The sequence below is a fragment of the Streptomyces sp. NPDC058274 genome (assembly GCF_042881375.1).
Lineage (GTDB): Bacteria > Actinomycetota > Actinomycetes > Streptomycetales > Streptomycetaceae > Streptomyces.
Genome location: NZ_JBHVXW010000002.1, coordinates 173,904 through 193,584, shown reverse-complemented (window position 1 = coordinate 193,584; position 19,681 = coordinate 173,904). Strand labels below are relative to the sequence as shown.

At 70.6% G+C, this 19,681-nt stretch carries 18 protein-coding genes and 1 tRNA gene; 7 read left to right on the top strand and 12 right to left on the bottom strand.

Annotated elements, in window-relative coordinates; translation table 11 throughout:
* Positions 1-42 precede the first annotated feature (42 nt).
* The 3 genes from ACFVYF_RS05350 to ACFVYF_RS05340 are packed head-to-tail and all read right to left on the bottom strand — an operon-like array spanning position 43 to position 3,604.
* On the bottom strand, positions 43-969 hold the full coding sequence (locus tag ACFVYF_RS05350; RefSeq protein WP_389451088.1) for a metal-dependent hydrolase: 927 nt from the start codon (positions 967-969) through the stop codon (positions 43-45).
* A complete protein-coding gene (locus ACFVYF_RS05345) occupies positions 966-2,738 on the bottom strand; it encodes an SDR family oxidoreductase (RefSeq protein ID WP_389451086.1) in 1,773 nt (590 codons plus the stop codon). Before ACFVYF_RS05345 ends, ACFVYF_RS05350 begins: the two co-directional genes overlap by 4 nt.
* Positions 2,738-3,604, bottom strand: coding sequence for a M24 family metallopeptidase (locus ACFVYF_RS05340; protein ID WP_389451084.1), 867 nt, complete (start codon positions 3,602-3,604; stop codon positions 2,738-2,740). The genes ACFVYF_RS05345 and ACFVYF_RS05340 overlap by 1 nt, the downstream gene beginning before the upstream one ends.
* A 293-nt stretch (positions 3,605-3,897) precedes the next feature.
* Here ACFVYF_RS05340 and ACFVYF_RS05335 point away from each other — a divergent pair, with 293 nt between their 5' ends.
* The 6 genes from ACFVYF_RS05335 (at position 3,898) to ACFVYF_RS05310 (ending at position 8,155) form a co-directional block, all read left to right on the top strand.
* Positions 3,898-4,890, top strand: a complete 993-nt coding sequence (locus tag ACFVYF_RS05335; protein ID WP_389452079.1) for an ABC transporter ATP-binding protein — start codon at positions 3,898-3,900, stop codon at positions 4,888-4,890.
* Positions 4,880-5,785, top strand: coding sequence for an ABC transporter permease (locus ACFVYF_RS05330; protein ID WP_389451082.1), 906 nt, complete (start codon positions 4,880-4,882; stop codon positions 5,783-5,785). The genes ACFVYF_RS05335 and ACFVYF_RS05330 overlap by 11 nt, the downstream gene beginning before the upstream one ends.
* Positions 5,782-6,693 carry an ABC transporter ATP-binding protein gene (locus tag ACFVYF_RS05325; protein ID WP_389451080.1) on the top strand — a complete coding sequence of 304 codons (912 nt, stop codon included), beginning with the start codon at positions 5,782-5,784 and terminating at the stop codon, positions 6,691-6,693. Before ACFVYF_RS05330 ends, ACFVYF_RS05325 begins: the two co-directional genes overlap by 4 nt.
* 10 nt (positions 6,694-6,703) lie before the next feature.
* Positions 6,704-7,423, top strand: a complete 720-nt coding sequence (locus ACFVYF_RS05320; protein ID WP_389451077.1) for an ABC transporter permease subunit — start codon at positions 6,704-6,706, stop codon at positions 7,421-7,423.
* A 134-nt stretch (positions 7,424-7,557) separates the two neighbouring features.
* The gene (locus ACFVYF_RS05315; protein WP_383287877.1) at positions 7,558-7,797 is read left to right on the top strand and encodes a hypothetical protein; all 240 of its coding nucleotides are present in this window, start codon (positions 7,558-7,560) and stop codon (positions 7,795-7,797) included.
* Positions 7,798-8,070: 273 nt separating this feature from the next.
* Positions 8,071-8,155, top strand: a tRNA-Ser gene (locus ACFVYF_RS05310).
* Positions 8,156-8,249: 94 nt separating this feature from the next.
* Here the strand turns inward: ACFVYF_RS05310 and ACFVYF_RS05305 are convergent.
* From ACFVYF_RS05305 to ACFVYF_RS05265, 9 genes are all read right to left on the bottom strand, one after another.
* Positions 8,250-9,074: an HAD family hydrolase gene (locus tag ACFVYF_RS05305; RefSeq protein ID WP_389451074.1), complete on the bottom strand. Its 825-nt coding sequence runs from the start codon at positions 9,072-9,074 to the stop codon at positions 8,250-8,252.
* Complete coding sequence (serS, locus tag ACFVYF_RS05300) at positions 9,071-10,348, bottom strand: serine--tRNA ligase (RefSeq protein ID WP_389451071.1); 1,278 nt, start codon at positions 10,346-10,348, stop codon at positions 9,071-9,073. The genes ACFVYF_RS05305 and serS overlap by 4 nt, the downstream gene beginning before the upstream one ends.
* Positions 10,349-11,153: 805 nt before the next feature.
* Entirely contained in the window at positions 11,154-12,089 is a 936-nt protein-coding gene (gene pheA / locus ACFVYF_RS05295; protein ID WP_389451068.1) for a prephenate dehydratase, read from the bottom strand.
* 77 nt (positions 12,090-12,166) lie between these two features.
* Complete coding sequence (gene efeB, locus ACFVYF_RS05290) at positions 12,167-13,528, bottom strand: iron uptake transporter deferrochelatase/peroxidase subunit (protein ID WP_389451065.1); 1,362 nt, start codon at positions 13,526-13,528, stop codon at positions 12,167-12,169.
* 7 nt (positions 13,529-13,535) lie between these two features.
* A complete protein-coding gene (locus ACFVYF_RS05285) occupies positions 13,536-15,698 on the bottom strand; it encodes a copper resistance CopC/CopD family protein (RefSeq protein WP_389452077.1) in 2,163 nt (720 codons plus the stop codon).
* A gap of 119 nt (positions 15,699-15,817) precedes the next feature.
* Positions 15,818-16,291 carry a copper chaperone PCu(A)C gene (locus ACFVYF_RS05280; RefSeq protein ID WP_389451063.1) on the bottom strand — a complete coding sequence of 158 codons (474 nt, stop codon included), beginning with the start codon at positions 16,289-16,291 and terminating at the stop codon, positions 15,818-15,820.
* A complete protein-coding gene (locus ACFVYF_RS05275; protein WP_389451060.1) occupies positions 16,288-16,938 on the bottom strand; it encodes an SCO family protein in 651 nt (216 codons plus the stop codon). The genes ACFVYF_RS05280 and ACFVYF_RS05275 overlap by 4 nt, the downstream gene beginning before the upstream one ends.
* 116 nt (positions 16,939-17,054) lie before the next feature.
* Complete coding sequence (locus ACFVYF_RS05270) at positions 17,055-17,786, bottom strand: YcnI family protein (protein WP_389451057.1); 732 nt, start codon at positions 17,784-17,786, stop codon at positions 17,055-17,057.
* A 232-nt stretch (positions 17,787-18,018) separates the two neighbouring features.
* A complete protein-coding gene (locus tag ACFVYF_RS05265) occupies positions 18,019-18,918 on the bottom strand; it encodes a hypothetical protein (RefSeq protein ID WP_389451054.1) in 900 nt (299 codons plus the stop codon).
* 248 nt (positions 18,919-19,166) lie between these two features.
* Between ACFVYF_RS05265 and ACFVYF_RS05260 the strand changes: the two genes are divergently transcribed.
* Positions 19,167-19,661 carry an ATP-binding protein gene (locus ACFVYF_RS05260; RefSeq protein ID WP_389451051.1) on the top strand — a complete coding sequence of 165 codons (495 nt, stop codon included), beginning with the start codon at positions 19,167-19,169 and terminating at the stop codon, positions 19,659-19,661.
* Positions 19,662-19,681: the final 20 nt, after the last annotated feature.

Genomic DNA, 19,681 nt, shown 5'->3' with positions numbered 1-19,681 from the left:
CCCCTCTCCGCTGTCGTCATGTCGTCTGCTCTTCCCGGTGCCCTACGCGATGGCCGCCCGCCCGATCGCCCCGGCCGCCGACCGCGCGGCGGGCGACCGTGCCAGATACTCCACGGCCGCACGCAGCGACCCCTCCCGCGAGGGGTGGTACGACCGGCGCAGATAGCGGGGTATCGCCGAGCCGAGCTCCCGCCAGCTGGGCAACAGGCCGTTGCGCACTGCTCTGTTGTGGGCGGCGAGCGAGTAGCGCGGCCGGCCGGGGAGCTGGGGGTCGTGGCGGATGAGGTAGGCCGCGCCCCAGGCCCACAGATAGAGCATCACCGGAGCCGTGACCGCCATGCCGGCCACCCGGCGCGCGTACCGGGGCAGGCCTTCGCCGCCGCAGTGCTGGTACATGTCGAAGGCGACCGCGCGGTGCTCGACCTCCTCCGCGCCGTGCCAGCGCAGCAGGTCGAGCATCACTTCGTCGGCCCCGGCGCGATCCAGGCCTTCGGCGGCCAGCACCCAGTTGCCGAGCACCGCCGTGAACTGCTCGATCGCCGCGACCACCGACAGCCGGAAGCGCAGCCACTCGGCCGGCGGGAGAGGCGCCTTCAGTGGCGGCTCCTCGCCGAGCAGCTTCTCGAAGAGGAAGTCGACGTACTTGGTGAAGCCGTCGGTGTCGAGGTGCTGGGCCGCCAGATGGTCCAGCACGTACGCGTGCTGGACGCTGTGCGTGGCCTCCTGCCCCATGAACCCCTTGACGTCCTTGAGGAGTTCGGGGTCGTCGACCAGCGGGAGGCCCTCCTTGAAGACCTTCACGAACCACCGCTCCCCCGCCGGCAGCAGCAGATGCAGCACATTGATGACATGGGTCGCGGTCGGTTCGTCCGGGATCCAGTGCAGCGGGGTGCGCTCCCAGTCGAAGGCGACCCGGCGCGGAGTGATCGCGTAGTGCTCCTGGGAGCCCGCGGACTGCTGGTCGCTCACAGCGGCGGCTCCAGGCGGGCGATCGCGCGCAGCGCCTTCGGTGTGAAGCGGGACATCAGGTGGGCGCCGCGCGCCTCGGGTGTCACGGGGACGACGGCCTGGTTGCGGACCACCGCACGCAGGATCGCGTCGGCGACCTTCTCCGGCGGGTAGTTGCGCAGCCCGTACAAGCGCGCCGACTTCTTCTGGCGCCGCTTCTCCTCGGTCGCGTCGACCCCGGCGAAGCGCGCCGTGGAGGTGATGTTCGTGTTGACGAAGCCGGGGCAGATCGCCGAGACGCCGATGCCCTGGCCGGCGAGCTCCGCGCGCAGGCACTCGCTGAGCATCAGCACTGCCGCCTTGGAGGTGCTGTAGGCGGGCAGCGCCTTCGAGGGCTGGTACGCGGCGGCCGAGGCGGTGTTGACGATGTGGCCGCCCTGTCCGCGCTCGGCCATCTGCTTCCCGAAGAGCCGGCAGCCGTGGATCACGCCCCACAGATTGACGTCGAGAACCTTCTTCCAGTCCTCCGCCGTCGTGTCGAAGAAGGAGCCCGAGAGGCCGATGCCCGCGTTGTTCACCAGCACGTCCAGCACCCCGTACTCGGAGGCGACCTTCTCGGCGAGCTTCTCCATGGCCTGTTCGTCGGAGACGTCGACCGTCTCCGCCCAGGCCTCGGGGGAGCCGATCAGCCGGGACATCTCCGCCGTACGGGCGGCGCCCTCCGCGTCCCGGTCGACGGCCACCACGCGCGCGCCGGCCTCGGCGAACGCGAAGGCGGTGGCGCGTCCGATACCGCTGCCCGCGCCGGTGACGAGCACGAGCTGCCCGCCGAACCGGTCGGCGTACTTGCCGGTGGCGCCCGTGCCGAGCGCGGGCACACCGCCTGCGCGGCCCTCGTTCGCCGTCACGAACCCGGTGATCCAGGAAGCGAGTTGGTCGGGACGGGTGCGCGGAATCCAGTGCTTGGCCGGGAGCGTGCGGCGCACCAGCTGCGGCGCCCACGTCTCCAGCCCGTCGTACAGCCGCTCGGAGAGGAACGCGTCCCCCAGGGGCGTGATGAGCTGCACGGGCGCGTGTGCGTACGCGTCGACGCGGGGCCTGCTCAGCCGCGCCCGCACGTTGTCCCGGTACAGCCAGGCGCCGTGCGCCGCGTCCGAGGGCAGCGACGGGGTCGGATAGCCGTCCGCCGGCACCTTCTCGACGCGCTGCAGGATCTTCGGCCAGCGCTTGCCGAGCGGCCCGCGCCAGGCGAGCTCGGGCAGGACGGGGGTGTGCAGCAGATACACGTACCAGGACTTGGCTCCCTGGCCGAGGAGTTGGCCCACCCTGCGCGGGGTGGGGCGCTTCACGCGCTGCTTGATCCAGTGCCCGAAGTGGTCGAGGGACGGCCCCGACATCGACGTGAAGGACGCGATGCGACCCTCCGTGCGCGCGACCGTGACGAACTCCCAGGACTGCACCGAACCCCAGTCGTGCCCCACCAGGTGCACCGGTTCGTCGGGGCTGACCGCGTCGACGACGGCCAGGAAGTCGTCCGTCAGCTTCTCCAGCGTGAACCCGCCGCGCAGCGGCTGCGGCGCGGACGACCTGCCGTGCCCGCGCACGTCGTAGAGCACCACGTGGAAGCGCTCGGCGAGCCGCACCGCGACCTCGGACCACACTTCCTTGGAGTCCGGATAGCCGTGGACGAGCACCACCGTGGGCCGGCTCTCGTCGCCCAGCTCGGCGACGCACAGCTCGACCCCGCCCGTCCGTACCCAGCGCTCCCGCGCCCCTGCCGGCCCCGCCATCACACGCCCTCCGCCCAGCGCCGCACATGCGGCAGATCGTCGTCCAGCCAGAACGCGCTCTGTTCGGGGTCCTTGGAGTCCGTGACGACCAGGATCTCCTCGAACTTCGCGCCCGTGCCCCGGAATCCGAGGTGCGGCTCGACCGCCCACAGCCCCGGCCGGGGCGGGTGGTCGGAGAATGTGTACGGCGACCACAGCGGCGACCAGCCGTCGCGGTGCCCGTGGAGCGCGTCACTCGCCAGCCCCTTCAGGGACTGCGTGCCGAACCCGAACAGATGCGGCGACCAAGGGCGTTCCTTCACCCGGCCCACCTTGTGGGCGATTACACCGAAGGGGTACGCACGATGCCGGTTCGCATAGCCCTGGCGGACCATGAGCCGGTCCACGTCCTCGTAGATCTCGCGCAGCGGGCGGCGCTCGCGCACCTCGCGCAGGATCAGCTCGCGGTGCGCCTCCAGGTCGGCGAGCAGCTTGTCCTGGAGGGGATTCGGCCCGAGCGAGCCCGAATAGCCGATGTCCGCGGTGAAGCCCTTGTGGACGGGGGCCATGTCGAGGATGAACGGCATGCCCGCTTCCAGGCGGCGGTTGGTGGGGAAGAACTGCAGCGGTATCCGGAAGTTCACGAACGCCGTGCGGTCGCCGAACCAGGCGAAGGGCAGATGGAACCAGTCCCGCACCCCGCGCTCGCCCAGCCACTCGCGCTGCATGCGCGCCGCCTCGCGCTCGGTCACGCCCGGCTTCAGCTGCGCCGCGACCGCCTCCGCGCACTCGTACGCGAGGCGCTGCACCTCCCTGAAGCCCCGCAACTCCGCGGAGAGTCCGGCCGCCCCCGGTGAGTCCACTGATGAGGCCACTGCTGAGCTCATGCCACCGTCCGTCCCACGCCGATCGCCGTACGCGCTCGTAACTTGACACTGATGAATGTGACAATTGTTAGAGGCTGCGTCAATAGGCGGGCGGAAAGCCTGTGGACAAGTGCGGCCTGTGGACAACCGGACCGGCCCCGGACCGCGCCGTCGCCGTGAGTGCTCCGGCGGCCGCCGGGTTGTTCGACTTCAGGGGGACCCCTACGGGCCCGTACGACTGGAGTCTGACGCCGATACAGCTCCACGGGGTGACGACCCGTGTGGCGTGCGCCACTACCTTCGAGAACGTGACTGTGATCGCGACCGAAAGCCTGAGCAAGCGGTTCCCACGGGTGACCGCTCTTGACCGGCTCTCCGTGGACGTCGGGCCCGGTGTGACCGGACTCGTCGGAGCCAATGGAGCCGGCAAGTCCACACTGATCAAGATCCTGCTGGGTCTGTCCCCCGCCACCGAGGGCCGTGCCGAAGTGCTCGGACTCGACGTCGCCACCCAGGGCGGCGAGATCCGCGAGCGGGTCGGATACATGCCCGAGCACGACTGCCTGCCGCCCGACGTCTCGGCCACCGAGTTCGTCGTCCACATGGCGCGCATGTCCGGCCTCCCGCCGACCGCGGCCCGCGAGCGCACCGCGGACACACTGCGTCACGTCGGGCTCTACGAGGAGCGCTACCGCCCCATCGGTGGCTACTCGACCGGTATGAAGCAGCGCGTCAAGCTCGCGCAGGCCCTTGTCCACGACCCGCAACTGGTCTTCCTGGACGAGCCGACCAACGGCCTCGACCCGGTCGGCCGTGACGAGATGCTGGGCCTGATCCGCCGTATCCACACGGACTTCGGGATCTCGGTGCTCGTCACCTCGCACCTCCTCGGCGAGCTGGAGCGCACCTGTGACCACGTGGTGGTCGTCGACGGCGGCAAGCTGCTGCGCTCCAGCTCCACCACCGACTTCACCCAGACCACCACGACCCTCGCCATCGAGGTCACCGACACCGACGAGCACCCGGACGGCACACGCGCGGTCCGCGAGGTGCTGCACGCGCGCGGGATCGAGACCCACGACGGCAGCGGACTGCCCGGCGCGGGACACGTCCTGCTGCTGACCGCCGAGGGCGAGGAGACGTACGACGTCGTACGCGACATCGTCGCCGGCCTCGGCCTGGGCCTGGTCCGCATGGAGCAGCGCAGGCACCACATCGCGGAGGTCTTCCGCGACGAGCCGGCGCACGCGCAGACGGACCCGCACGCGCAGAGCGCACGGAAGGAGGCGATCGGCCATGGCCATTGAGCAGCCCCTCACCCAGCGCGGTGAGCAGACCCGGATCCACAACATCGGCTACCGCAACTACGACGGCCCCCGCCTCGGCCGCGCCTACGCCCGCCGCTCGCTGTACTCGCAGTCCCTGCGCGGTGCCTACGGCCTCGGGCGCTCGGTGAAGTCCAAGGTGCTGCCGATGCTGCTCTTCGTGGTGATGTGCGTGCCCGCGGCCATCATGGTCGCGGTCGCCGTCGCCACCAAGGCGAAGGACCTGCCCCTCGACTACACGCGCTACGCGATCGTCCTGCAGGCCGTCATCGGTCTCTACGTCGCCTCCCAGGCGCCGCAGTCCGTCTCGCGCGACCTGCGCTTCAAGACCGTACCGCTGTACTTCTCGCGCCCCATCGAGACCGCCGACTACGTGCGTGCCAAGTACGCGGCCCTCGCCTCGGCGATGTTCATCCTCACGGCCGCGCCGCTGCTGGTGCTCTACGTGGGCGCCCTGCTCGCCAAGCTCGACTTCTCCGACCAGACGAAGGGATTCGCCCAGGGGCTGGTATCCGTGGCACTGCTCTCCCTGCTCTTTGCCGGCATCGGCCTGGTCATCTCGGCGATCACACCACGACGCGGCTTCGGCATCGCCGCCGTCATCGCCGTCCTGACCATCTCCTACGGCGCCGTCTCCACCCTCCAGGCCATCGCGGACTCGCAGTCCAGCACCTCGGCCGTCCCCTGGCTCGGGCTCTTCTCGCCCGTGACGCTCATCGACGGCGTGCAGACCGCCTTCCTCGGCGCGAGCTCCTCCTTCCCCGCAGGGGAAGGACCCACGTCCGCGCAGGGCGTCGTCTACCTCATCGTCGTCCTGGGTCTCATCGCCGGCTGCTACGGCCTGATGATGCGCCGCTACCGAAAGGTCGGACTGTGACCACGCTGAACATCGACCACGTCTCACGCTGGTTCGGCAACGTGGTGGCGGTCAACGACATCACGATGACGATCGGCCCCGGCGTCACCGGCCTGCTCGGCCCGAACGGCGCGGGGAAGTCCACCCTCATCAACATGATGGGCGGCTTCCTCGCCCCCTCCACCGGCACCGTCACCCTCGACGGCCGGCAGGTCTGGCGCAACGAACAGATCTACCGGCACATCGGCATCGTCCCCGAGCGCGAGGCGATGTACGACTTCCTCACCGGCCGCGAATTCGTCGTCGCCAACGCCGAGTTGCACGGCCTGGGCAAGAAGGCCGCCCAGAAGGCACTCGCCACGGTCGAGATGGAGTACGCGCAGGACCGGAAGATCTCCACGTACTCCAAGGGCATGCGCCAGCGCGTGAAGATGGCGTCCGCGCTCGTCCACGAGCCGTCGCTGCTGCTGCTCGACGAGCCCTTCAACGGCATGGACCCGCGCCAGCGCATGCAGCTCATGGACCTGCTGCGGCGCATGGGCGACGAGGGCCGCACGGTGCTGTTCTCGTCCCACATCCTCGAAGAGGTCGAGCAACTCGCCGCGCACATCGAGGTGATCGTCGCCGGCCGGCACGCGGCGAGCGGCGACTTCCGGCGCATCCGGCGCCTGATGACCGACCGCCCGCACCGCTATCTCGTCCGCTCCAGCGACGACCGCGCGCTGGCGGCCGCACTGATCGCCGACCCGTCGACGTCCGGTATCGAGGTGGACCTGGCGGAGGGCGCACTGCGCATCCAGGCGGTCGACTTCGGCCGGTTCACCGCCCTGCTGCCGCGGGTCGCCCGCGACCACGGCATCCGGCTGCTCACGGTCTCGCCGTCGGACGAGTCCCTCGAGTCCGTCTTCTCGTATCTCGTCGCGGCGTAGGAGGCCCAAGATGTATGACCCCACAGTCGCCCGGCTCACCTATCGAGCCCTGCTCGGCCGCCGCCGGGCCCTCATCCTGGGCGCCCTGCCCCTGCTGCTGATCGTGATCGCCGGCGTCGTGCGCGCCCTGACCGGCGCCGACGACCAGGTCGCGGCCGACGTGCTCGGCGGCTTCGCGCTCGCCACGATGGTGCCGATCATCGGCGTGATCGCGGGCACCGGAGCCATCGGGCCCGAGATCGACGACGGTTCCGTGGTCTATCTGCTCGCCAAGCCGCTGAAGCGGCCGACGATCATCTTCACCAAGCTGATCGTCGCCGTCGCCGTCACCATGGCGTTCTCCGCGATCCCGACCTTCATTGCGGGCCTGATCCTGAACGGCAACGGCCAGCAGATCGCCGTCGCCTACACCGTGGCCGCCCTGGTCGCCTCGATCGCGTACGCGGCGCTCTTCCTGCTCCTGGGGACGGTGACCCGGCACGCGGTGGTCTTCGGTCTCGTCTATGCCCTCGTCTGGGAAGCCCTCTTCGGGTCGCTCGTCGCCGGGGCGCGCACGCTCAGCGTTCAGCAGTGGTCGCTGGCCGTGGCCCACAAGGTCACCGGCGGGGACCTCGTCACCTCGGACGTGGGGCTGACCACCGCGACGGTGCTGCTGGTCTCGGTCACCGTGCTCGCCACCTGGTACGCGGGACAGAAGCTCCGGACGCTGAAGCTGGCCGGCGAGGAGTGAGCGGGGCGGGGCCTCCACGCGCGCGTGCCGTCTGTCGCCGTGCACGCACGCGTGGAGCCCCATTTTCTTGACATCGGCTTCACCTGTGTCGAGGCACACTGGCAAAGGGGCTGCACGGCCGGGAGGAACGGGGAATGGCAGTCGAGGAACCGCACAACGACGGTCGCGAGGGATCCGGGGACGTCTGGGACGACCTCGTCCTGGACGAGGACTTCATACGGTCCGCCGATCAGGAGGAGCCGTCCGCCCGCGCCCGGATGCTCGCCGCCCGCTGGCGCGACGGCGGACCCGACCCACAGCCCTGGCGCTCCGACGAGCCGCCCGCCGGCTGGTTCTTCAGCAAGGCCCGTCGACGCAGGTGGCGCCGCCGGTAGGCAGCTCAGCCCACAGCCGTGCCCGATCGTTTAATCAGTGGCGTCCAAGTCGGCCCGTCGGCACAGTGGTTGTGTACACACCGCCGGTTCGAGTCGGCGCCAGATTCCGGGAGAGGAGCGCGACGATGCCCTTCAGTAGCAGTCCGTCGAGTTCCCGGCAGGGCAGCCCGCGGCGGTTTCCGGAGTAGTTACCCCTCCGTGAAGCCCGCCCGCACGGGGAGCTGTCCGGGGCGGCCGCTTCGAGCGCGCGTTCTTCGCGCGGGCCGCCCACCCGGAGGATTGGCCGAGAGGCAAGGCACCGGCTTGCTAAGCCGTGGTCGGGGTCAACCCCGCGCGCGTTCGATCCGCGCATCCTCCGCAAGAACCAGCACGACGCGCCGACCGCCGGCCCAGCAACCGCCGGGCCGTCCGCCGGCCGAGCAACCGCCAGTCCGACCGTCGTGCGGCAACCGCTAGCCCAGCAACCGCTCCAGGACCACCGCGATCCCGTCCTCCTCGTTGGAGGTCGTCACCTCGTCGGACACGGCCTTGAGGTCGGGGTGGGCGTTGGCCATGGCCACGCCGTGGGCAGCCCAGGCGAACATGGGGATGTCGTTCGGCATGTCGCCGAACGCGATCGTGTCCGCGGCCTTCATGCCCAGACGGCGCGCCGCCAAGGACAGTCCCGTGGCCTTCGAGAGGCCGAGGGGGAGGAGCTCCACGATGCCCTCGCCCGCCATCGTGACGCCGACCAGACCGCCCGCGGCCTGCGTGGCCACCTGGGCGAGCTCGTCGTCGGACAGAGTCGGGTGCTGGACGTACACCTTGTTCAGCGGAGCCGACCAGAGGTCATCGGCGTCCTTGATCGGGAGGTAGGGGAGCGGGCCCTCGTGCACCCGGTAGCCGGGGCCGACCAGCACCTCGCCGTCCAGACCGTCGCGGCTCGCCGCCAGGAGCAGCGGTCCGACCTCGGCCTCGATCTTGGCGAGCGCCAGACCGGCCAGCTGCCGGTCCAGGGTCACCGAGGTGAGCAGCCGGCGCTCCCCCGCGTCGTACACCTGCGCGCCCTGTCCGCACACCGCGAGCCCGTCGTATCCGAGGTCATCGAGTATGTGCCGGGTCCAGGGCACCGCCCGTCCGGTGACGACGATGTGCGCGGCGCCCGCCGCGGTGGCCGCGGCGAGCGCCTCACGCGTGCGCTGCGAGACCGTGCCGTCGGAGCGCAGCAGCGTCCCGTCGAGATCGGTCGCGACGAGCTTGTAGGGGAACGAGCCGGTCGGCCCAGGGGAGCCGGTCACTTGGCGACCGGCTCCAGGACCTCGCGGCCGCCCAGGTACGGACGCAGCACCTCGGGCACCCGCACGGAGCCGTCGGCCAGCTGGTGGTTCTCCAGGATCGCGACGATCGTGCGCGGTACGGCGCACAGCGTGCCGTTCAGCGTCGCGAGCGGCTGGACCTTCTTGCCGTCGCGCATGCGGACCGACAGACGACGAGCCTGGAAACCCTCGCAGTTGGAGGCGGAGGTCAGCTCGCGGTACTTGCCCTGGGTCGGGATCCACGCCTCGCAGTCGAACTTGCGGGTCGCGGAGGAGCCGAGGTCGCCCGAGGCCACGTCGATGACCTGGAAAGGCAGCTCAAGAGCGGTCAGCCACTGCTTCTCCCACTCCAGGAGCCGCTGGTGCTCGCTCTCCGCGTCCTCGGGATTGACGTACGAGAACATCTCGACCTTGTCGAACTGGTGCACACGGAAGATGCCGCGGGTGTCCTTGCCGTACGTGCCGGCCTCGCGGCGGAAGCACGGCGAGAAGCCCGCATACCGCAGCGGCAGCTTGTCGGCGTCGATGATCTCGTCCATGTGGTACGCCGCGAGGGGGACCTCGGAGGTGCCGACCAGGTAGTAGTCGTCCTTCTCCAGGTGGTACACGTTCTCCGCGGCCTGGCCGAGGAAGCCGGTGCCCTCCATGGCGCGCGGGCGGACGAGCGCCGGCGTGAGCATGGGGATGAAGCCGGCCTCCGTGGCCTGGGCGATCGCCGCGTTGACGAGGGCGAGCTCCAGCAGGGCGCCGACGCCCGTCAGGTAGTAGAAGCGCGAACCGGACACCTTGGCGCCCCGCTCGACATCGATCGCGCCGAGCGCCTCGCCGAGCTCCAGGTGGTCCTTGGGCTCGAAGCCCTCGGCGCCGAAGTCGCGGATCGTGCCGTGCGTCTCCAGGACGACGAAGTCCTCCTCGCCGCCGACGGGCACGTCCGGGTGCACCAGGTTGCCGAGCTGGAGCAGCAGCCGCTTGGTCTCCTCGTCCGCCTCGTGCTGCTCGGCGTCGGCTGTCTTGACGTCGGCGGCCAGCTGGCCCGCCTTCTTCAGCAGCTCGGCCTTCTCGTCGCCGGAGGCCTTGGGGATCAGCTTGCCGAGCGCCTTCTGCTCGGAACGGAGCTCGTCGAAGCGGACGCCGGACGACCTGCGCCGCTCGTCGGCAGAGAGGAGGGCGTCGACGAGCGCGACGTCCTCTCCACGGGCGCGCTGAGACGCGCGCACACGGTCAGGGTCCTCACGGAGCAGGCGAAGGTCAATCACCCCTCAAGGCTACCGGTGCCCGCTCAGGGCCCACGACCCGATATTCCGGCTCGCTCCATATGTTCCGTTATGGGCGAAATGACGGAATGAATCACCGCCGGTTTCAAGGCCCCGGCCCGCGATCGCTATTGATCACCAATAGACCGTCAATGATCGTCAATAAAAGGGGCGGTACTCGCTGAAAGGGGGCAGGGTGGCGCTGTGGCGTTGACTGGAATCCCTTGCGGGGAGCGGGACTTGGGGAGGTGGTTGTCCACAGGGGTCCGCCTCTCCGGAAAGTTATCCACAGGCTGTGTGGAAGATCTGTGGATGCCGGAAGTGATCGTTCCGAAAGCCGCATGACGGACGAAGAATTCCCGGGCCAAACCATCCCTACACCCACTTTCGAGTGGAAATGGTTCGCTCCAAAGGATTGATCAAGGGAAAAGGGTGGACGAGGGGTGACCTGTGGGGCTGTGGACGAAGTTGAGGGCTGTAGGGCGATTTGTCGACGATGTAATGCTTCGTTGTCGACTTGTCCCCAGGTCGAGAAGCTGGCCTGTGGATAACTCTGTGGATGACGCAAATCTGCTGGTAGGACCGGCCGCGATGGGGCGTGCCGGCCACCCGCGGACGGATGGAAGCGGCCGTCCTGGGAGCGCGGACGCCTGGGGGCGTCGGCCGTCCTGGGAGCGCGGACGCGTGGAAGCGGCCGTCCTGGCAGGTCGGACACCTGGAAGCGGCTGTCCCGGCAGGTCGGACACCTGGAAGCGGCTGTCCTGGCAGGTCGGACACCTGGAAGCGGCTGTCCCGGCAGCGTGGACGTCTAGAAACGGCCGTCCTGGCAGCGGGCCAGCCAGTCGGACGCCGCGGAGAACTCGCCGTCGGACGTGCCGGCCCGGGGTGCCCGGACGTCCTGGGGGTCGACTTCCGCGCGCGGGTACGACCCGAGGAAGCGCACCTGCGGGCAGACCCGCTTCAGCCCCATGAGCGCCTCGCCGACCCGGCGGTCCGAGATATGGCCCTCGGCGTCGATGGCGAAGCAGTAGTTGCCGATGCCCTCACCGGTGGGCCGGGACTGCAGCAGCATCAGGTTGACGCCGCGCACCGCGAACTCCTGGAGCAGTTCCAGCAGCGCACCGGGATGGTCGTCGCCCTGCCAGATCACGACGGACGTCTTGTCCGCGCCCGTGGGCGCAGCGGGGCGGGCCGGCCTGCCCACCAGGACGAAGCGGGTCTGCGCGTTCTCCGCGTCGTGGATCCCCGTCTCCAGCGGCTCCAGACCGTACGTGGCCGCCGCGAACTCGCCCGCGAAGGCGGCGTCGTACCGACCCTCCTGGACGAGTCGCGCACCGTCCGCGTTCGAGGCCGCGGATTCCCAGAGCACGTCCTCCGCGAGGTTCGCCTTCATCCAGTTGCGCACCTGCGGCTGGGCGGCGGGGTGCGCGGTCACGGTCTTGATCTCCGACAGCTTCGTGCCCGGCCTGACCAGCAGCGCGAAGGTGATCGAGAGCAGCACCTCGCGGTAGATCATCAGCGGGGAGCCCGCGACCAGCTCGTCGAGGGTCGTGGTGATGCCGCCCTCCACCGAGTTCTCGATCGGGACGAACGCGGCCTCGGCCTCGCCGTTGCGGACGGCGTCGAGCGCGGCGGGCACCGACACCATCGGGACGAGCTCCCGCGTGGCAGCCTCCGGAAGCGTGCGCAGGGCGACTTCGGTGAAGGTGCCTTCGGGACCGAGATACGCGTAGCTGGCTGGCATGACCTCACCCTAATGGGCCTTGCGCGACCCGGCTCACACCGCAGGAGACGGCCGCGGTCCCGGGGCTTCGGGGTGACTCACCCCTCCAGCAGCCGCTGCCCCACGTACTCCCCCTCCGCCGCCCCACCGGGCACGGCGAACAGGCCGCTCGACTCGTGCCGGATGAACGGCGACAGCGCGTCGCCCCGGTCGAGCTTGCGCTGGACGGGGACGAAGCCGCGCAGCGGGTCGGCCTGCCAGCAGACGAAGAGCAGGCCGGCGTCGGGCGCCCCGTCCGCGGCGAAGCCGTCGTGGAAGGAGAACGGCCGGCGCAACATCGCCGCGCCCCCGTTCTGGTCGGGCCGGGTGATCCGGGCGTGCGCGTTGACGGGGACGACCAGGTTGCCGTCGGGACCGGTCAGGTCCAGGTTCATCGGGATCGTCTCGGTGCCGCCGGTCAGCGGTGCCCCGTTCGACTTCCGGCGCCCGATGACGTCTTCCTGCTCCTTGGCCGGGAGCCGCTCCCAGTCGTCGAGGAGCATGCGGATACGGCGTACGACGGCGTACGAGCCGTTCGCCATCCAGGTCGGGTCGCCGCCGGCCGGCACGAAGATCCGCTGGTCGAAGTCGGGTTCCGCGGGCTTGGGATTACGGGTGCCGTCGATCTGGCCCATCAGATTGCGTGCTGTCAGGCCCTGCTGGGCGGTCGCACCGGGCGAGCGGTTGAAGCCGTTCATCTGCCAGCGCACGCGGGCCGCGCCGCCCGCGTCCTTCTGGATGGCCCGCAGCGCGTGGAAGGCGACCAGCGCGTCGTCGGCGCCGATCTGCACCCACAGATCGCCGTTGCTGCGCTGCTTGTCGAGCCGGTCGGAGGAGAAGTCGGGCAGCGGGTCGAGGGCGACCGGGCGCTGCTTCTCCAGGCCCGTACGTGCGAAGAAGCTGTGGCCGAAGCCGAAGGTGACCGTGAGGGACGAGGGGCCGGCGTCGCGGGCGACGTCCGTGTCGTCGTGTGCCGCCGCCTCGCCCGCCATCAGGCGCTGGGCCGTCGCCGACCAGCGGCGCAGCAGTGCGGCGGCCTCCTTGCGGCCCGCACCCGCGGTCAGGTCGAAGGCGACGAGGTGACCGCGCGCCTGGAGGGCGTTGGTGATGCCCGGCTGATGTTTCCCGTGAAACGTCACCGCGTGCGCGCCGAGCGAGCTCAGCGGGGTGACCTTCTCGCTCGCGGGGGCCGCCGCGTAGCCGGCGGCGCCGCCGGCCGCGCCCAGGGCAAGACCGGTAGCACCGGCGGTACCGAGCAGTCGCCGCCGCGAGAAGACCCCATGGGGAGGGGCTTTTTCGGAAGTGGCCTTCCCGGGGGTGCCGTTTCCGGAAACGGCCTCCCCGGGGGTGCCGTTTTCCGAAGTGGTCCTCCCGGGGGAGGCGTTTTCGGAAGTGGCCTCCGGAGGGGACTGGTCAGCCATGGTGAGGTCAGCCGATCTTCGCGTTCTTGTTCACGGTCGCTTGGTCGATGTCGGAGGTCCGCACGGTCACCGAGATCTTCCAGTCGCCCGCCATGGGGATCTGTACCCCGGTCGCCGTCCAGTGTCCGGTGGCGATGCGGTCGGGTACCACCGGCAGCGGGCCGATGTCCTTCGCGTCGAGGTCGAAGGCGACCTTCACCTCGGGCACGTCGAAGGCCTTGCCGTTCGGCCGCTCCACGAAGACGTGCATGTCGTTGCCGCCGACGCGCGCCGGGTCGAGGGTCAGTCGCACGGTGCCCTCGCCGTCCTGGCCCCCGGTGTCGAACGGGATCGTCAGGGACAGCGGACCGGACCGCTGCGAGGCAGACGCGGTGGCCGCCTGCGCCTCCTCCTCCGTACGGCCGGGTTCGGTGGACGTCAGTACGGTGGTGACCGCGAGCAGGACGACGGCGATGCCCGCCTCGGTGAGCACCGAACGGCGCAGCCCCGAGCGGTGCGGGTCGGCGTCCCGGATGCGCTTCTCGCGCGCGGTGGCCACGGCGGTCCGCTGCCGGGCCAGTTGGGCCGCGCGCCGGGTGTCTCCGGAAGCGGTCTCCCCTGAACCCGGCCCTGAACCCGGCTCCCTGGCACCGGAGGCGGGGACGGTGGCGTGCTGTTTCTCCATCGCGCGCTGCTCCACCACGGTGGCCGCGGCGACCTCAGCGCTCGGCAGCTCCGACAGCTGCGCGGTCCAGCGCCGGGAGATCCACGCGATGCCGACAAGAACCGCGACCAGGCCGACCTTGACGAGGAGCAGTTGGCCGTACGAGGTGTCGGTGAGCGCGGACCAGGAACCGACCTGGCGCCACGACTGGTAGAGCCCGGTCGCGGCCAGGGTGACCACGCTGACGAACGCGACGCGCGAGAAACGGCGGACGGACGCCGTGTCGATCTGCTGGTCGGCGGGGGCCCGGTACAGCGCCACGAGCAGCGCCGAGAGCCCGCCCAGCCAGGTGGCGACGGCCAGCAGATGCAGGACGTCGACCGGCATCGCGATCCCCGGCTGGAGTCCGGTCGAGGCGTGCTCGGACATCGCCCAGGACGCGGCCAGGCCCGCCGCGACGACGGTGCCGCCGATCGCCAGCCCGAAGGTGAGGTCCTTCTGCTCGGCGGCGAGATCGACCGCGAGTTCGTCCGCGAGTTCGTCCGCCGGATCGTCCGCGAGACCGGCCGCGAGACCGTCGTCCGGCTCGTCGGCCAGGGCGGTGTCCTGCGCCCCGGTGTCCCGCGCGCCGCTCAGTTCGCCGTCCTGAGTGGCGTCCTGCGTGGCGTCCTGACCGGCGTCCGCGCCGGTGCCGGTCGCCCCGGCCCGCCCGGCGTCCGCGCCCCCGGACCTGCCCGACGCCTCGACGGAGCCATCACCCGTCTCGACGGCCCCGTCTCGCTTCACGTACGCCCCGAACAACACCGCGATGAACAGCGCGCCCGCCGCGAGGAGCAGCAGCCGGGAGACCAGTGCCGCGCCCGTCTTGGTCTGCAGCACCTGCCCGAGCAGGCTCAGGTCGAAGACGTCGGCGATCTTCCCGGAGCCCGTGTACGAGCCGCGCAGAAGCAGCAGCAACAGCGTGGCCGCGGTGAGCGCGAGCCACCCGGAGACCACGAGCCGCTGCAGCGGACGTACCCCCGCACCCCGCTGCCAGCAGGCCAGCACGAAGGCCGCGCCGCCGATCATGAGGATGAAGCCCGCGTACGAGACGTAGCGCCCGAAGCCGTAGAGCCCGCCCACGACTCCGCCGCCGGCCGTCTGGTCGGACAGCGCGACGGAGGTCTGCGAGGGCGCGCCGATGGAGAAGGTGAAGGCGCCAGAGACGGGGTGGCTGTCCGCCGACACGACCTGGTACGTGACGGTGAACGTGCCGTCGGGCAGGCCCGAGTGCAGCTTCACGCCGTAGGTGGTGCCGCCCAGGTCGGACGTCTTGCCGGTGTCGACCCGCCGGCCCTTGGGGTCGAGGACGCGCACCGAGCCGTCGGACAGCGCGACGTTCTCGGAGAAGGTGAGCGAGACCTGTGCGGGCGCCTTGTCGACCACCGCTCCCTGCTGGGGGTCGCTGCCGGTCAGCGCGGCATGCGCGGAGGCCGGCGCGGCTCCGGCCAGCAGCACGCCGACGACGGCGACGAACAGCAACAGCAGCGTCCGTACCCGGAGAGCCGCGGGACGAGCGGTGGGCGGAGCGCCGCGGCGAGCCCCGCGGAGACCGGTCCGGAGACCGGCTCGGGGAGCGGTGGCCTGCGTCAAGGTTGATCCCTCCCTCAGTGCCCGGTCTCGGGGTTGTACGTCGCGGACTTCACCGGCATGGAGACCCGCACCGTGCCGGACTTGGCGAAGTGCAGCTCCACCGACACCTTCTCGCCCTGTTCGGGCTTGTGGGTCAGCTTCTCGAACATGACGTGGTTGGCGCCGCTGGCGAAGTCGAGCGTGCCGTGCGCGGGTACGGCAAAGGACTTCTCCTCCTCCATCGCGCCGCCCCGGGTGGAGTGCAGCGTGATGTCGCCCGCGAGGTCACTGGTGACCGAGGTCAGGGTGTCGGCCCCGCCGGAGTTGGTGACGGTGAAGAAGCCGGCCGCCATGTCGGCCATGGCCGGCGCCGGCATATAGGCATCGGTGACCTTCAGGTCGGGCTTGGCGGAGGTGGCCGTGGAGACCGCCGAACCACCCGAGTTCCCGCAGCCGGCCAGCGTCAGCGCAGCGGCTATGACCGCCGCGGATCCCGCGCACCGCCTCACGGGTTCTCCCCCTTGATGAGCTTGGGGAGATCCTTGGTGTAGTCGTCCACGGTGGCGTCCTCGCCGTACAGCACATAGCCGTCGTCGGTCTTCGGGGAGAACGCGATCACCTGGGTGCCGTGCACGGAGACGACCTTGCCGTTCTTGTCCTTCTTCGACGGCTCGATGGAGATGCCGAGGGTGCGGGCGCCGGCCTGGATCGTGGAGAAGTCGCCGGTCAGACCGACGACGTCGGAGTCGATCCCCTTGAGCCACTCGCCGAGCGCGGCGGGAGTGTCGCGGTCCGGGTCGGTGGTGACGAACACGATGCGGAGCTTGTCCTGCTCCGCCTTGGGCAGCTGCTTCTTGGCGACGGCGAGGTTGTTCATCGTCAGCGGGCAGACGTCGGGGCAGTGGGTGTAGCCGAAGTAGATCAGCGTCGGCCGGCCCTTGGTCTCCGCACGGAGGTCGTACTTCTTGCCGTGGGTGTCCGTGAGCACCAGGTCCGGCTTCTCGAACGGCTGGTCGAGCACGGTGGCGGCCCGTTCCGAGCCGGCCTCCGCGGAGACCTCGGCGACCGGTTTGTTGCCGTCGTCACTGCCGCAGGCGGAGAGGGTCAGAGCGGCGGCGGCGAACAGGGCGGCCGCCGCATACGTCTTCTTGCGCATAGAAAAATGTCCCAGATGTGAGAGCTCCGGTGCGCACCGGGGGCCGTCCGGGCCGTACCCGGTCCGGTACGGCGACGTCGCAGACCGCCCGGTGCGCACCGACAAGCGGGTGGGCCTCAGGCGTTCGTACGCCGACGACCGGCCAGAACGCCGTACGCCACGCCCGCGGCGCCGACGACGATGCCGACGATGGCCAGCACGCGCGCGGTGGTGTCACTGCTGTCGGAGGACGCGGTGGCCTCGGTGTCCTTGGCGGCCGACGCGGAGTCGGCGGAGGCGTCCTCGGCGGTGGAGCCGTGGTGGCCGTCCTCGGAGGCGGCGGACAGCGCGAGCGCGGGCGCCGGGTTCTCGGGCTCCTCCGCGCCCTCCTTCTGGGGCTCGATCCAGCGCACGACCTCCTTGTTGTCGTACGTCTGGATCGCCTTGAAGACGAGCTGGTCGGCGTCCTCGGGGAGCTGGCCGACGGAGAGCGGGAACTTCTGGAAGAAGCCGGGCTCCACGCCCTTGCCGGTGGCCGTCCAGGTGACCTTGGTGACGGCCTCGTCGATCTTCTCGCCGTGCATCTCGAGCGGCTTGGCCAGCTTCGACTTGGTGACCTTCACGTTCCAGCCGTCCAGGGGCTGGGGCATCACCGAGGCGAGCGGGTGCTCGGTCGGGAAGTTCACCTCGAGCTTGGTGGTCGAGGCGTCGTCACGCTCGTTCGGGACCTTGAAGTCGATCGTCGCGTAACCGCCCTTGGCGGCCACGCCCTCCGGCTGCACGCTGACGTGCGCGAAGGCGGGGGCGGACAGGACGACGACGGCCGAGGCGGCGAGGACGCCGGAGGCGGCGATACGGGAAGCCTTCATGGCAGAGACACTCCACTGTGAGCGATGGTCCGGTGAGGAAGAGGGGCGCGCGGGTGCGCGGAGTTGCCCCTCAGGGAGCGCGCCCGAAAAGGCGGGCACGCGCGCGTGCCGCACGACGGCATCCCCTCCGGTCGGAGTGCTCCACCACGTCGAGGGCGTGCTCCGAAGGCAGTCCTCCCGCGAGGGAGGGTTCTCCGACGGAATGCCCCCGCGAGGGGTGGGATGCGGCGTGTCAGGCAGCGAGGACGAGCGCGGCGTCCGACGGCGGGCCGCGCCTGATCACCGAGTGCTGGAGTGCGGTGGTACGGGGCTGGGGCGGTCCCGGCAGCGCGGTGCGGGGCACGCGCGGTGCCGTACCGGGCGTACCCGGAAGTCCCGCGCGCAGGGCGCGCACCAGCGAGAGGGCCGCGCGCAGGGACCGTACGAGCGCCGTCTCCGCGACGCCTTCGGCGGAGAGCCGCATGAGGCGCAGGACCGCCATGTCCCCGCGGCGCAGCACCCATCCGGCGGCGACGGCCGCGAGGACGTGGCCGAGCAGCATGGGCAGCGACGGCAGCACGGACATCGACGATCCGGCGGCCGTCATGGCGTCCGCGGAGTGGTGCATGGACTGCTGCGCGGTCCCGGCGCCGGTGCCGGTCGTGCCCGTGCCGAGCCGGGCGTCGGTGAGGAGCCGCTGGGCCTGCGCCGGGCTGATGGCCGCCGCCCCCGCTCCGCACACCAGCCGCGCCGCCCGCTCGACGAGTGAGGCGTCCGACATGGAGGACGCCATCGACGCGGACATGGACCCGGACATGGACGACGCCATGGACCCGGACATCGAGGTGCCGCCCGGCGCCGGCATCGTCGACATGCCCTGCTGCCCGAGCCCGAAGAGCGTGTGCAGCACGGTCTGGCCGACCGCGAGGACCGCGGCGATGCCCGGCAGCGAGCGCTCCCGCCCGGCCAACGGGGCGGCCACGGCGAACACCGCAAGGAATCCGGCGCCCATGGACCACAGCGGGATCCTGGCGCAGGAAGCGATCCCATGACCTGCCGCGGCCAGCACGACGCAGACCGCGGCGAACACCGCGGCCCGCAGAACCCGGAGGTCGCATCCGGAGCGCGCCGAACGCTGGTGGGGGGCAGTCATGGCGGGCTCATCATCGCACTGGCCTTACCCGGCCCATACGGCAGGTCCGCAAGATGGCCTACGGCCCGAAAGATGCCGTTTCGGGGGGAGTCGCCGACGCATATGCCTATTTCCGGTGTCCCCACATACACCGATCTGGGCGCCCGCGCATCCGCCGATCGGGCGGCAGCACGGGGTGCGGGCGATTGCACACCCGTCCTGGCGGCAATACGTAACGGTATGTCGAGCCGCGGCCGGGAGGCTGGAGCATGAGCATCTGGTGGTCACTCCATTTGCGGCGCGAAGCTGCGAGCGTCCCGCTCGCCCGGCGCCTGTTACTCGGCACGATGGAGACGGCGGGCGTGGATCCCGACGTCTCGTACGACCTTTCCCTCGCCCTCAGCGAGGCCTGTGCCAACGCCGTCGAGCACGGGGGGAGCACCGCGTCCAACGGCCCCTCCGAGGCGTACCGGGTCACCGCCTATCTCGACGGCGAGACGTGCCGCATCGAAGTAACCGACTCCGGGCCCGGTTTCCCGTCCGGTCTCCGCCAGGAGCTCGACCCCGCCCCGGCGGGAAGGTGCGCCCACCGGCCCCCGGTCCGCACCGTCCACAGCGAAGCCGAGAACGGCCGAGGGCTGTGTCTGATCCACGAACTCGCCGACCACGTCCACATCGGCAACAAGCCGGGCCGCGGCGGGGCCGTCGTGAGCTTCGACAAGATCCTCAAGTGGCGCCAGGACACGCCCCTGGTGACTGCGTGAGCGCACGCCGGCGGGACGGC